Below are 12,677 nucleotides of genomic sequence, written 5' to 3' on the forward strand. Positions count from 1 at the left end.
TTCAGAGCGAGGTGGCGCCGCGCACGCGGTGCCCGACCGCGATCGACTCGCCGGACACTGCACCGGAGAGAGGTGAGATCAGGTAGGTGACGAGGTTGGCGATGTCCATGGGCCTGGACTCGCCTGCCTTCCCGTGTGCGACATCGGGTGCGGGGTTCTCGCTGACGATGCCGGGACTCACCGTGTTCACGGTGACACCGGTGCCGGCGACGGAGTCCGCGAGGTTCTTCGCCGCGATGATCAGTGCCGCGTTCCGCACGGCGCCGGTGACATTGCCGGTGACGAAGGCGTTCTGCCCGCTGATGCCGACGATGCGGCCGTAGCCCGCCTCCGTCATGACGCGAAGCGAGGCATTCGCGACGCGGAGGAAAGCCAGCGCCTTCGCATCGATGGCTTCCAGAACCTGCGCCGGATCGGAGTTGCGCGTCGGATCGAGTGTCTGCGCGCTCGGCGCTGCAGCGACGACGACACCGTCGAGACGACCATGGTTCCTCACCACGTGCGAGATCGCAGTGGTGACGGATGCGTCGTCACGGGCATCGAGCTCGATACCGCCGGTACCCCGCCGCGAGGCGACGACCGCGGTCGCACCCTCCGCGACGAGCCGCTCGACCACGGCACTCCCGATCAGACCGGTTCCCCCGACGACCAGGACGACGCGTCCGTGAAGCTGCAGATCCATGGATCAACCGTATTGCAGCGTCGCCTGCACCGGTAGGAGTGGTCGCGAATGGCCGGGATCCTGCGCTCGGACGGCTGCTTCTCAGGCGCGGTCGTGAAGGGTGATCTGGTAGCCGTCGGGGTCGGCGAAGGTGAACGTGCGACCGAAGGGTCCGTCGATCGGGGCGGCGACGATCGTGTGCCCGTCGGCGAGGAGCGCATCGTGAATGGCTTGGACGTCTGTGGCGTGGAGCCAGATCGCCGCACCGATGCCGGGCTGCGCTGCTGACGCGAGATCCGTTCCGGGAACGATGTCGCGGAGCGCGAAGGCGATCGGCTGCGTCTCGAACACGACGGCGTGGGGAGGGCCCGCCTGCGAGCGGACGAGGCCGAGGTACTGCTCGTAGAACGCCTGCGACGCGTCGAGGTCGCGGGTCTGCAGGGAGATGAAGTCGGGGCCGGTGACGGGCATGATGGTGCTCCTTGGATGCATGTCAGTTTTCTGACACGCACCAATGTATGTCAGAATACTGACATGAGTCAAGACGGTGTCGGCGTCGACCTGAAGACGTCGCTGGGCTACCTGCTGAAGGAGGCGTCGAGCGCTCTCCGCGCCGCCATGGAGGCGGAGCTGCGGCCGCTCGGCATGACGGTGACGCACTACTCCTGCCTCGAGCTGCTGGCGCAGCGGCCCGGCCTGTCGAACTCCGAGCTCGCGCGGGGGGCGTTCGTCACGCGACAGTCGATGAACGTGCTGCTTCAGGCGCTGGAACGCGACGGCTTCGTGACCAGGCCTGCGGAGGCATCCGTGGGAAAGGTCCTGCCGACACGACTCACCCCACGCGGCCGACGGAGCCTCGAGAAGGCGACTGTCGCGGTCCGATCCGTCGAACTCAGGATGCTGGGCGGCATGACCCAAGACGAGCAGGCGGATGCGTTCACGGCCCTGCAGAGCATGATCCGGTCCCTGCAGAAACACGACGGGGTGTAGCCGACTCGCACCCATCAGCGCCGCTGACACCAGCGAGGTCATTCGAGGGTGATGCGCACTGGCATGCTCTCCCACGCCCGGAGGGTGTTGTTGAGGCGACGTGAGGGCGGACCGGAGAGCTCGATCGTCTTCACCCGCCGCGCGAGCGCCGTGACGAGCGTGCCTGCCTCGAGGCGGGCCACATGCTGGCCGACGCACTGGTGGATGCCCATTCCGAAACCGACGTGACCTGACGGGTCCCGCGTCAGGTCGAAGGCGTCCGGGCGCTCCCACCGCCGTGGATCGCGGTTCGCCGCTCCGAGGAACATGAGGATCTTGTGTCCTTCGGGAATGGTGGTGCCGTGGAGGGTCACATCCCGGGTCGTGGTGCGGAAGAAGGTCTGGACGGGCGACTCGAGGCGGATCGCCTCATCGAATGCTCGGCGTGCCAACCGCGGGTCCTCGCGCAGCGCCCGCCACTGGTCGGGGTGGGTTGCGAAGGCGTGCAGAACTGCGCCGATCGCGTGCACTGTGGTGTCCACGCCTGCGGAGAGCAGCGACCGGACGATGAGCGGCGCCTGCGCGGGCGTGATGTCGCCCCGATCCGTCGCCGCCCAGATGTCAGCACCGAACCCCGTTGCAGCCAGCGATTCGCGAGAGCACTGGGCGTTCACCCAGGCCGAGAGTTCTGGAGCGCGCGGCGCACCCTGCTGGACCAGGAAGTTCTCGGGGCCGAAGGTGTTGAACAGGTGGTCGCCGTACGGGAGCAGATGGTCGCGATCCGAGCCGGGCAGGCCCACCGCGTCGGGGAAGACGCGCAGCGGGAACGCCTCCGCCAGGTGCGTGACCGCGTCGAACTCGAGCGGACCCTCGATCAGCTGATCGACCAGGCGTTCCGCGTCATCCGCCCACACGGGTTCCAGCTCCCGGATCGACCGGGGGCTCAGGATCTTCGCGAGCACCTCGCGCGGAGCGTCGTGATGCGGCGGGTCCGCTTCGAGGAGCAGGCTCGGAGGTCGCCAGGGCTTCTCACGCGTGAAGTCGGTCATGCCGACCCCGGCGGCGGACTGGAAGTCCTGCCAGTCCAGCAGGGCGGAACGAACGGTGTCGTACCTGCCCATGGCGTAGACCCCGTATGTCTGGAGCCGGACGACGCTGCCTGCCTCGCGGAGCCGCTCCTGGAAGGGAAGAGGATCCTGGAGGATCTCGGCGCTGAAGGGATCATCGGAGCTCTGGGCCACGGTGTGCGCGTCAGTGATGGTCATGGTGGTCCTTCTGTGAGGTGAGCGTGGTCAGACGGCGATGACGATGCGGTCACTGCGCGACCGGCTGACGCAGGGGAAGAAGCAGTCACCGGCCGCCTGCTCCGCGTCGCTGAGGATGGAGTCCCGGTGATCCGGCTCGCCGCTCACCACGGTGGTCTCACAGGTGCCGCACACCCCTCGCGCGCATGACGTGAGGATGTCGATCCCGGCGCCGCGCAGTGCTGCCGCGACGGAGGTGCCGGGGCCGACGCCGACCGTGATGTCGGTTCCGAAGACCTGGACCTCGAACGGGGTGGCACGCAGCGGCTCGTCGATCGTGCGCGCCGTGAACCGCTCGCTGCGCACCCACCCGGGCCTCCACGTCCGGGTGGCGTCGGCGACGGATTCCAGGAGGCGGGCCGGGCCACAGGCGTAGACCTTCGTCGCCTCGTCGTACGACCCGATCCACTCCGCAAGCGGGATTCGTCCGCGCTCGGATGCCGGGTGGAGGGTGACGTCCCCGCTGCCCACGGTGAGCTCCTCGACGAGGGCCATCGTGCTGAGGTCCCGCCCGAGATAGAGGAGCCTCCATCGAGAACCCAAGGCCTCGGCTGCGTGCAGCATGGGGAGGATCGGGGTGATTCCGATGCCACCAGAGATGAAGGTGTACGACGTCGACGGGACGAGGGTGAAGTTGTTCCGCGGCCCCCCGAGACCGACTCGATCGCCGACCGCGAGCAGATCATGGATGAACCGGGATCCGCCGCGCCCCGCCGCCTCGCGCAGTACTGCGATCCGGTATTCGCCGCTGTCTGCGGGATCGCCGCAGAGGGAATACTGCCGGGTGACGCCGTTCGGCAGGATGAGGTCGATGTGCGCGCCGGGAGTCCAGTCCGGAAGGCGCCCGCCGTCGATTCGGCGGAGCCTGATCGACACGACGGATGCCGCGATGAGAGTCTTCTCGACCACGACGAGGCTGCGGCCATCCGGTCGCTCGAGGGCAGCGGGTGCGGAGTGGGTCGGGGATTCCATGCAGTCTCCTGGTGTCAGCGTTGACGACGAGTGACGTCACGTTAGGGCCTGCTCTGCATGCGTGGGACCGATTTTCCGTTGAAAGGAAAGTGGTAGCATCCGCTGGGAGGATCGATGGCGAAGGCATCCGCGGGACGATCGGCACTCAGCAGGCAGATCCTGCTGCTCGACTCGTTCTCGACCAACCAGCCATTCCTCACGATCTCCCAGCTCTCGCGTCGGAGTGGGCTTGCGCTGTCCACGACGCACCGCCTGATGGCTGAGCTCACGGAGACCGGCCTCACGGAGAGGCTGGACGACAGGACCTATCGGCTCGGCGTCCGGCTCTGGGAACTCGCCTGCCGGACCCCCGGCGCGATCGGCCTGCGCGAGACAGCATCGCCCTACCTTCATGACGCGCATGCGGTCATCCGGCAGCATGTGCAACTCGGCATCGCCGACGGACGGGACGTCCTCTTCCTGGAGCGCCTGTCGATGCAGGACGCCGTCGTCTCGTCGACGATCATCGGCGGGCGCCTCCCTCTGCACGCATCCGCGACAGGGCTGGTGCTGCTGGCGGACTCTGACCCCGATGCGCTCGCGGACTTCCTCGCCGGCGCACTGCCGTCGTACACCGACGCGACCATCCACGAGCCGCGCGCATTGCGAGCCGCGCTCGCCGACGTTCGACGACAGGGCTACGCCGTGACCGACGGGCACATCCATCCCAGCGCCCGAGGTGTCGCGGTTCCCGTCGTCGGAGCCGCCGGTGAGACCGTGGCCGCGATCGGGGCCGTCGTGCCGAACGACAGTCAGCCGTGGCTGCACATCGTCCAGACTCTGCGCACCGCGGCTGAGCGGACGACCACGGCTCTGCGCGCGGCCGCGCGCCCCGCCAGCGACCCCGACGCGAGTCCCGGCGGCCGGTACCGCGCACTGGTGCACTCGTCGGACCAGTCGATGGAGTTCCTCTCACGGGATCGCCCGATTCGCCAGTAGCACGGCCGTCCAGGCATCGATCGACGTTATAAAGTAATCGGTAGACATAGACGTCGCTGATGCCGCGTCGACCCCGACCGCGAAGGACACGACGACGTGCCGACCTCCACCAGCCTCGCCAGACTCGACCTGAACCTGCTCGTCTCCCTTGATGCGCTCCTCACTGAACGCAGCGTCACGCGAGCGGCGGAACGCCTCAACCTGAGCCAGCCGGCCCTCAGCGCCTCACTGGCTCGACTGCGCGTGCACTTCAACGACCAGATCCTCGCGCGACAGGGCAACTCCTACCAGCTGACTCCCCTGGCGTCGCGGCTGGCCGAGCAGACGGGCATCGCCCTCGACGCGGCGCAGAGAGTGTTCGCCAGCCAGGCAGCGTGGGACCCGAGCGAATCGACGCGTGAGTTCACCGTCTACGGCTCGGACTACGGCTTCGCGACCGTCGGCCGCGTGGTCGCCGACCTCGCTGCCGAGCGGGCCCCGCACGTGCGGTTCCGCTTCATGCAGCACACGCCCAAGATCGTCGAGGACGCCGTGGGGACACTCCGCTCGTCTGACGGGCTGCTGCTCCCCCACGGCTTCCTGACCGATCTGCCGTACGTGGACGTGTCATCCGATGGCTGGGTGGTCATAGCGTCGGCCGACAACGACCTGATCGGCGAGACGCTCTCGATGGCGGATGTCGCATCCTCCCCGTGGGTGTTCACGTACCAGTCGCGGTCGGCGTTCACCTCGGCATCGCGTCAGCTGCAGCAGCTGGGCATCGAGCCGACCGTCGAGTGCGTCGTGGAGGGATTCCTGACGCTGCCCTCCTTCATCGCGGGTACTCGCCGACTCGGGCTCATCCAGGCGCACCTCACCGAGTTCGCCCTGCAGAATCCGCGCATCCGGGTACTCGCGACGCCGTTCGAGGCCACTCGGATCACCAACGCCCTGTGGTGGCATCCGATCCACCGGAGCGACCCCGAGCACGAGTGGATGCGTGCCCTGTTCGTCGAGGCCGGCGGCATGATCGACACCGCCTCCAGCCCCGGCTGACAGGGACCGGGACCGGGTCGCCCCGGCCCCGGTCCCGGTCCCTGTCCCGGTCGAGCGGTCCCTACGGTCGAGCGGAGGCGAGCTGCGGCTCGGCAGGCGAGTCGGCCGCGCGCCGAAGCCCGAGACCGAGGGCGAGCGCCACCACGGCACACGCGATCCCCACGATGCCGACGGCCAACGGCAGTCCACCGACCGCCGCGACGATCGCGCCGATCAGGATCGGCGTGAGGAACTGACCGAGGAAGAACGCGGACTGCCACCAGCCCGTCGAGCGCCCTCGTTCCTCGAACTTGATCGTCGACAGCGCCCACGTCAGCATGGAAGGCAGCAGCAGTCCTGAGCCGAACCCGGCGACCACAGCGCCGATCACGACCCCCGGCACGCCACCGATGATCCAGATGATCAGCATTCCCAGGGCCTGCAGTCCGAAGGCGAGGGGAAGCAGGAACCTCGGCCCGCGCGCGGCGAGCTTCGGGAAGGTCAACGCACCGGCCGCGGTCACCAGGGAGGCCGCGGCGGCCACAGCTCCGATGATCGCGGTGTTCGTCGCGTCGACGCCGTTCGCCACCAGGAGGTAGCTCGTCTCGATCAGCATGACGTAGAAGGAGAAACCACCGAACAAGGCGACAACGAGCGGCAGACGGAGCCGACGCCACGGCACGGGAACCTTGGCCTCTGCGGCATGGGCGTCGGTCGTGTCCGCGCGGCTCGGCTCCCAGAGGCCGAAGATCATCGGGATCGCGATCACCAGGCTCAGGGCGTAGATCCAGAACGGCGTGTGCCACCCGCCGACGCCGAGCGCGCCACCCAGGATGATGAACACCGTCGCGGCGAGCGTCGTGACGACGGTCTGCAGCCCGAGGTACTTGTTGCGTCGCTTCTCCTCGTGGAAGTAGTCGACGATCAAGGTGGTGCAGGCCGTCATGATCGCGGCTTCGGTGATGCCGACGCCGACTCGCGTCGCGAGGATGAGGTTGAGCGACTCGAGGTAGGCCGGGGCCGTGCCGACGAACGCATACGCGATCATCGCGACGATGAGCAGTTTCTTCCGCCCGAGTCGATCGACGATCTGGCCGGCGAACGGCGCGAAGATGGCGATCATGAGTGCCGGGATCGCGACGATCATCGGAACGAGGATCGCCGACCCGGGCTCGGCTCCGAAGACCTCGGAGAGCTGAGGGAGGATGGGCGTGAGCAGCACCGCGCCGAGCACGGGCATGCAGCTGCCGGCGAGGAGGAGTACCGCCTGCCAGACGCCCGCGTGCCTGACGGCGGCGGGGCGCCCGATGGATGAGTTCGTCATTGAATCTCCTGGGTTCGTGATGGATGGTGCAGGGGCCGACCGGACGGGGTGCCGATCGGGGTCTGGATCACGGTCGCTCGCGCAGGCGGGGCCGGATTCTGGCTGGTGGGATCGGGGGCACGGATGCGGTCGGTCCCACGACGTTCCGGATCTCGCCGATGCCCTCGACGCGCATGACGACTTCGTCGCCCGTCGCGAGAGGAGGAGGCGAGAGTTCGCCGCGTCTGCCCCACAGTTCGGCGAGGCATCCGCCGTGTCCCGCGGTGCCGGAGCCGAGAACATCTCCCGGCACGACGCGGCTGTTGCGGGAGGCGTACGCGACGAGTTCGGCGAACGGCCAGCCCATGTTCGAGAGCAGGTCCCGACCGACCGGCTCTCCGTTGACGGCCACGTCCATGCCGAGAGGCAGGAAGCCCTCGTCGTCGTGCAGGGAGGCGAACTCATCGGCCGTCACGATCCAGGGACCGAGGGTGGTTCCGAAGTCCTTGCCCTTGCACGGGCCGAGACGCACCTTCATCTCCCGGCCCTGCACGTCACGGGCAGACCAGTCGTTGAAGACGAGATAGCCGAAGATGTGCTCCGCGGCATCCGCAGCCGTCAGATTCGCACCGTCCCTGCCGGGCACTCCCCCGATCACGGCGCCGACCTCGAGTTCGAAGTCGAGGCGCTCGGTGACGGGTGGGCTGACCACGTCGTCCGTGGCGAGCACGGTGTGCGGATTGGTGAAGTAGAACGTCGGGTACTCGTACCACTCCGGCACCACCTCCCTGACGCCGTCGATCGAGGCGGTGACGCCCTCCACATGCTCCTCGAAGGCGACGAAGTCCCGGATGCTCGCCGGCACCAGCGGCGCCAGGAGCGAGACCTCGGTGAGCGGGATGCCGTCGGCGGCGTGAGCGGATGCCCCGAGCTCGAGCGCAGCGGCCAGTCCACCCGCGAGAACGTCGGCCACGGTCACGCCGCCGGGGAACGCGACGACGTGGTCATCGACCACGAATCCGTCGGACACGAGGCCCTGCTGCACCCATCGTGCGATCCTCATCGCGGGATCCCCGCTGCTCGGCGATGCCCCGCTGTCCGCGCCATTCCGGCGAGCGCCGGGAGGAGTCGAGCCGCGTTGCCCGACAGGATCGCCTGCTCGGCATCGTCGCTCAGATCAGCTGCCTGCACGCGCTCCACCGGATCGTCGACGCCCATGTCGAACGGATAGTCGCTGCCGAGGAGCACGCGCTCGTGGCCGACGGCGTCGACGAGGGCCCGCAGCACGGCCGGGTCGTGGACGAGCGAGTCGAACCAGAGCCGGCGCAGATAGCTCGACGGCTTCTCCCGGCATCCGTGCGCCTCGGGGCGCACCGTCCAGGCGTGATCGGAGCGACCGATGTATCCGGGCAGGTAGCCGCCGCCGTGGGAGGCGACGATGCGCAGCCCCGGGTGGCGGTCGAGCACGCCCGAGAAGATCAGGTGCGACAGGGCGACGGCGTTCTCGGCTGGCTGCCCGACGGTGTTCGACAGGTAGAACCTGTCGAGGCGTTCGTCGAGGGTGCAGCCGAACGGATGCAGAAAGACCACGGCGCCGAGTTCGGCGGCGCGCCGCCAGAACGGCTCGAGCCGAACATCGGAGAGCTCGACGTCGCCGGCGCTCGATGAGATCTCGACGCCCGCGAGGCCTCGTTCGATCATCGCGTCGTCGAGGGCGGCGACGACGAGGTCCGGATGCTGCAGCGGAACGAGTCCGAGCCCGACGAGGCGATCAGGGGCGCTCGCCACGAGTTCGGCGGTGAGCCCGTTCGCTTCGCGTGCGACCCAGGCGGCATCCGTCGGCGAAGCCCAGGGGTAGTAGTGCGACGGGGATGGCGAGACGAGCTGCACGTCGACGCCCTGCGCCTCCATGTCCTCGAGTCGAAGCGGCAGCTGGGTGAGGCGCGCGAACCTGTCGCGGATCATCGCTCCCGACGCGGCCAGGCTCTCGGCACCATTGCGCCGCGCCTCGAGCTCGCCCGCTGCACCGAACCCGGCCGGATCGCGCTCCTGCATGGCGCCCTGCAGCTGCGGGAGGAGCACGTGGGCGTGCACATCGACGACAGGGGCGTCCGCAGCCGCTGCGGGGATCGACTCGATCATGCCGGCTCGCTCACGAGTGCACCGATGCGGCCCATCAGGCCCGGGATGTCGGCGTCCCGTCTCTCCTCGATCAGCCAGGTGCCGAGTTGAACGGATGCCTCGACGACCTCACGCGCTCGCGGGAGACGTCGCGCGTGGAAGGCGTCCCAGAGGTGCTGATCGACGTCGTCCGCCGCGAGCAGCAGCTCGGCGAGGACAGACGCATCCTCCACGGCCTGGGCCGCGCCCTGCGCCAGGGTCGGCGGTCCGCTGTGGGCAGCCTCGCCGATGATGACGACACGACCGCGGTTCCAGGCGTCGGGAACGACGTGCTGCGTGAACCAGGTGTAGTTGACCCGCGACGCCGTCGAGAGGTCTGCGCGGAAGTCGTCCCACGGGCCGTGGTAGGCCATCGACAGGTCCCGCATGATCTCGACGGCCTGCTCGTCGGTGACGGCCGAGCGATCCTCCGCCTTCTCCACGAGGTAGGCGTACATCGTGTCATCGCCGGTCGGGCAGTACCCGGCGATGAAGCAGGGCCCGCCGTAGTAGAGCTCCGTATGGGTGACGGATGCGGGCCGATTCACGAAGGCGCGCCAGATTCCCATGCCGGTGCGCTGCGGCCCGACGTCGATTCCGATGAGTTCGCGCACGCGGGAGTGCAGGCCGTCGGCCCCGATCACGAGGTCGTAGCGACCGGAGGACCCATCCGAGAGGGTCAGGTCGACTCCGTCATCGTCGCTGGCGATTCCGGTGACGGTCGTACCGAAGTGAACGGACGCCCCGACCTCGGTCGCGCGGTCGACGAGGATGCGCGCCAGGTCAGGTCGGTACATGCCGACAGTCGCCGGGAACTCCGGGCCTCCGGTGCGCTGATCGGGAATCTCGGCCAGGATTCGGGCCTCAGGGCCTGGCGTGCGCAGGCCGAGCACGTCGAAGCCGTAGCCGGCCTCCTGCACCTGCTCCCAGATCCCCAGCTGGGCGAAGACCCGCAGGGCGTTCCCCTGCAGGGTGATACCGGAGCCGAGGGCCGAGATGTCGGGCTTCGCCTCGAAGACGTCGACAGTGACGCCTCCTTTTGCGAGAAGGATGGCCGCCGCCGTGCCGGCAGCGCCGCCCCCGACGATGGCCACGCGTGAAACTGCGCTCATGATGTTCTGTGCTTTCTGGTCTGGGCTGAGCTGAGCTGAGCTGAGCTGGATCTAGCGGAGGGCGATCGGGTTCACAGGGGAACCGACTGCTCCGGTGATGGGGATCGGGGGTGCCGCGAGCAGGAACTCGTAGTTCCCGGATGCGGCGCTGTCCTCCGCGAGGGCGTCGAGGTCCCACATCTCGCCGATGGTGAGCCCCATGTTCGGGATGGCGACCTGGTGCAGGGGCTGGAAGGCGTCGTCGAACTCGTTCGGACGCACCTCGAACCCCCACGTGTCGGTCGCAATGGCGGCGATCTCGGTTCGGTGCAGCCATCCGGCCGTCGTGAAGGACAGCCCCGCGGATGGCCCACCCGCATAGCCGTTCCATCCCTCGCGTCGGGCCCGCGAGTAGCGGCCCGTGCGCACGAGCACGATGTCGCCGCGGCCGACCCTGCTGGTCTCGCCCTGCGCGGCGATGCACGCCTCGATCTCCTGCGTCGTGATCGCGTAACCGTCGGGCAGTTCGCCGTCGCCGACGGAGGTGCCTGGGCGAAGGAAGCGCCCGAGGTCGAGAAGCACGCCGCGTCCCACCAACGAGGCGGCCATGTGTTCGATGCCGGTGACGAGGTCGCCGTCGCTCGTGACGACGTCTCCGGCGCGACGGCCGTTCCAGGCGAAGCCCCTGTCGAAGATGTGGCCGAGCCCGTCCCACTGAGTCGAGCACTGGAGCGGCATCGCGACCACGTCGTCGGCGCCGCCGATGCCGTGAGGGAAACCCTGCTTGCCGGCTTCCGCGTCGGTTCCCGTGTCGAGCATCGTGTGCACGGGGTTCGTGCGCCGGCGCCAGCCGAGCTGGGGACCGTTCATGTCGAATGGCTGCGACAGCGAGAAGCTCACGCCCCGCTTCACCAGGGCGGCGGCTTCTGCCCGCTTGGCATCGTCGATGAAGTTGACGGTGCCGAGCACGTCGTCCTGCCCCCAGCGACCCCAGTTGCGGTACGCCTCCGCTGACGCGATGACCGCGGCCGGTGCGCCGGCGCGATCCAGCTGCGTCGGGTCCTCCGTCGGCGCGTTCATCGGTTCTGCTCCGAGACGCAGCGCACGGTCTGGGTGCCGAGGCCCTCGATGCTGGCGACCATGACGTCGCCATCGCGGAGCAGCCGGCCCCACTTCGCACCGTTTCCCGCGGGACTGCCGGTGAGCAGAAGATCACCCGGCAGGAGCGGCATGTTCTGGGAGGCGCCGGCGATCAACGCGGGGATGTCGAACAGCAGGTCGCTCGTCGTCGCATCCTGCATGGTGTCCCCGTTCAGGTCGAGGCGGAGGTGCAGAGCTCCGGGATCGGCGACCGCCGAAGCCGGAACCAGGAAGGGACCGACGGGAAGGAACCCGGGCGCATTCTTGGCGCGATACCAGTCGGTACCGATCTCCTTCATGTCCTGGCGGAACACCAGGTCGCGGGTCGTGATGTCGTTCGCGATGGTGAATCCGGCGACATGCTCCATCGCGTGCTCGCGGTCGATCTGGAAAGCGGGCTTCCCGATCACGACGGTCAGTTCCAGTTCCCAGTCGTGCTGGTCGCTGTATGCGGGAAGCACGAGCTCGACGTCGTCACCGACCACGCACGCCGGGAGGCCGATGAAGAAGTACGGGATGCCCTCGCGCGCTCGGGTGTCCATCATCTCCGCCGCCCACTCCCGCAGCTCCTCGACCGGGCGAGGGTCGGTCTTCTGCCGCCCGGCAACCACGAGGTCGATGACATGGGTGCGGTAGTTGGCACCGGTCTGCAGCACCTGCCGCGGTTCGACCGGAGCGGTCAGGGTGACGTCGTCGAGATCGAGCCAGCCTGCCCCGTCGCCCTGCTGCTCGTCAGCGAGCGAGGCGAGGCGGGTCCACGCCTCCGGACCCTGCGCGAGGAAGGAGTTGAGGTCTGGCGCACCGAGTTCCCTCTCGGTCAGCGGACGGATGCGCGATCCGACGACGAGGCCGAGTGAGGGCCGCCCGCCGGTTTCAGCGGGAAGGCCGGCGGAGCCGGCGAGTCCGTCCGCGGTGAAGCGGGCGAGGGCGAAGGGGGCGGTCAGCCCTGTGGACGACGATGTCACGTGGATCTCCGATCACGGCGGCGCAGCGTTGCGGCCGTGAGGCCATCCAATCGGCGATCGATCCATCAGTGAAGCGCATATGACTGATGCGCTGCATCACTCCTATCGATGTCCGGATGC

The 12,677-nt window shown here is 68.5% G+C and carries 13 protein-coding genes; 3 read left to right on the top strand and 10 right to left on the bottom strand.

The window, feature by feature from the left end:
- Position 1: 1 nt before the first annotated feature.
- Positions 2-682 (bottom strand): SDR family NAD(P)-dependent oxidoreductase, encoded by a 681-nt coding sequence (locus E4M00_RS01140; RefSeq protein WP_135118736.1) that lies wholly within the window; start codon positions 680-682, stop codon positions 2-4.
- Between the two features lie 81 nt (positions 683-763).
- Positions 764-1,132, bottom strand: a complete 369-nt coding sequence (locus E4M00_RS01145) for a VOC family protein (RefSeq protein WP_135118737.1) — start codon at positions 1,130-1,132, stop codon at positions 764-766.
- Between the two features lie 63 nt (positions 1,133-1,195).
- Here E4M00_RS01145 and E4M00_RS01150 point away from each other — a divergent pair, with 63 nt between their 5' ends.
- On the top strand, positions 1,196-1,651 hold the full coding sequence (locus E4M00_RS01150) for a MarR family winged helix-turn-helix transcriptional regulator (protein ID WP_135118738.1): 456 nt from the start codon (positions 1,196-1,198) through the stop codon (positions 1,649-1,651).
- Positions 1,652-1,689: 38 nt separating this feature from the next.
- Here E4M00_RS01150 and E4M00_RS01155 read toward each other — a convergent pair whose 3' ends face one another.
- Positions 1,690-2,895, bottom strand: a complete 1,206-nt coding sequence (locus tag E4M00_RS01155; RefSeq protein WP_135118739.1) for a cytochrome P450 — start codon at positions 2,893-2,895, stop codon at positions 1,690-1,692.
- 27 nt (positions 2,896-2,922) lie between these two features.
- A complete protein-coding gene (locus E4M00_RS01160) occupies positions 2,923-3,906 on the bottom strand; it encodes a PDR/VanB family oxidoreductase (RefSeq protein ID WP_135118740.1) in 984 nt (327 codons plus the stop codon).
- Positions 3,907-4,020: 114 nt separating this feature from the next.
- Here E4M00_RS01160 and E4M00_RS01165 point away from each other — a divergent pair, with 114 nt between their 5' ends.
- Complete coding sequence (locus E4M00_RS01165; protein WP_135118741.1) at positions 4,021-4,884, top strand: IclR family transcriptional regulator; 864 nt, start codon at positions 4,021-4,023, stop codon at positions 4,882-4,884.
- Positions 4,885-4,980: 96 nt separating this feature from the next.
- A complete protein-coding gene (locus tag E4M00_RS01170) occupies positions 4,981-5,919 on the top strand; it encodes a LysR family transcriptional regulator (protein ID WP_135118742.1) in 939 nt (312 codons plus the stop codon).
- Between the two features lie 61 nt (positions 5,920-5,980).
- Here E4M00_RS01170 and E4M00_RS01175 read toward each other — a convergent pair whose 3' ends face one another.
- From E4M00_RS01175 to E4M00_RS01200, 6 genes are all read right to left on the bottom strand, one after another.
- Positions 5,981-7,222 carry an MFS transporter gene (locus tag E4M00_RS01175; protein ID WP_135118743.1) on the bottom strand — a complete coding sequence of 414 codons (1,242 nt, stop codon included), beginning with the start codon at positions 7,220-7,222 and terminating at the stop codon, positions 5,981-5,983.
- Between the two features lie 67 nt (positions 7,223-7,289).
- The gene (locus E4M00_RS01180; protein WP_135118744.1) at positions 7,290-8,264 is read right to left on the bottom strand and encodes a fumarylacetoacetate hydrolase family protein; all 975 of its coding nucleotides are present in this window, start codon (positions 8,262-8,264) and stop codon (positions 7,290-7,292) included.
- Positions 8,261-9,343, bottom strand: a complete 1,083-nt coding sequence (locus E4M00_RS01185; protein WP_135118745.1) for an amidohydrolase family protein — start codon at positions 9,341-9,343, stop codon at positions 8,261-8,263. The genes E4M00_RS01180 and E4M00_RS01185 overlap by 4 nt, the downstream gene beginning before the upstream one ends.
- Positions 9,340-10,473 carry an FAD-dependent monooxygenase gene (locus tag E4M00_RS01190; protein ID WP_135118746.1) on the bottom strand — a complete coding sequence of 378 codons (1,134 nt, stop codon included), beginning with the start codon at positions 10,471-10,473 and terminating at the stop codon, positions 9,340-9,342. Before E4M00_RS01190 ends, E4M00_RS01185 begins: the two co-directional genes overlap by 4 nt.
- Before the next feature lie 51 nt (positions 10,474-10,524).
- Positions 10,525-11,532, bottom strand: a complete 1,008-nt coding sequence (locus tag E4M00_RS01195) for a cyclase family protein (protein ID WP_135118747.1) — start codon at positions 11,530-11,532, stop codon at positions 10,525-10,527.
- Positions 11,529-12,557 (bottom strand): fumarylacetoacetate hydrolase family protein, encoded by a 1,029-nt coding sequence (locus E4M00_RS01200; protein ID WP_135118748.1) that lies wholly within the window; start codon positions 12,555-12,557, stop codon positions 11,529-11,531. The genes E4M00_RS01195 and E4M00_RS01200 overlap by 4 nt, the downstream gene beginning before the upstream one ends.
- Positions 12,558-12,677: the final 120 nt, after the last annotated feature.

The organism is Orlajensenia leifsoniae (genome assembly GCF_004570845.1).
Classification (GTDB): domain Bacteria; phylum Actinomycetota; class Actinomycetes; order Actinomycetales; family Microbacteriaceae; genus Orlajensenia; species Orlajensenia leifsoniae.

Excerpts from the sequence above, each read along its gene's own strand:
- E4M00_RS01140 (WP_135118736.1), bottom strand. The coding sequence starts at position 682 with ATGGATCTGCAGCTTCACGGACGCGTCGTCCTGGTCGTCGGGGGAACC.
- E4M00_RS01145 (WP_135118737.1), bottom strand. The coding sequence starts at position 1,132 with ATGCCCGTCACCGGCCCCGACTTCATCTCCCTGCAGACCCGCGACCTC.
- E4M00_RS01150 (WP_135118738.1), top strand. The coding sequence starts at position 1,196 with ATGAGTCAAGACGGTGTCGGCGTCGACCTGAAGACGTCGCTGGGCTAC.
- E4M00_RS01155 (WP_135118739.1), bottom strand. The coding sequence starts at position 2,895 with ATGACCATCACTGACGCGCACACCGTGGCCCAGAGCTCCGATGATCCC.
- E4M00_RS01160 (WP_135118740.1), bottom strand. The coding sequence starts at position 3,906 with ATGGAATCCCCGACCCACTCCGCACCCGCTGCCCTCGAGCGACCGGAT.
- E4M00_RS01165 (WP_135118741.1), top strand. The coding sequence starts at position 4,021 with ATGGCGAAGGCATCCGCGGGACGATCGGCACTCAGCAGGCAGATCCTG.
- E4M00_RS01175 (WP_135118743.1), bottom strand. The coding sequence starts at position 7,222 with ATGACGAACTCATCCATCGGGCGCCCCGCCGCCGTCAGGCACGCGGGC.
- E4M00_RS01180 (WP_135118744.1), bottom strand. The coding sequence starts at position 8,264 with ATGAGGATCGCACGATGGGTGCAGCAGGGCCTCGTGTCCGACGGATTC.
- E4M00_RS01185 (WP_135118745.1), bottom strand. The coding sequence starts at position 9,343 with ATGATCGAGTCGATCCCCGCAGCGGCTGCGGACGCCCCTGTCGTCGAT.
- E4M00_RS01190 (WP_135118746.1), bottom strand. The coding sequence starts at position 10,473 with ATGAGCGCAGTTTCACGCGTGGCCATCGTCGGGGGCGGCGCTGCCGGC.
- E4M00_RS01195 (WP_135118747.1), bottom strand. The coding sequence starts at position 11,532 with ATGAACGCGCCGACGGAGGACCCGACGCAGCTGGATCGCGCCGGCGCA.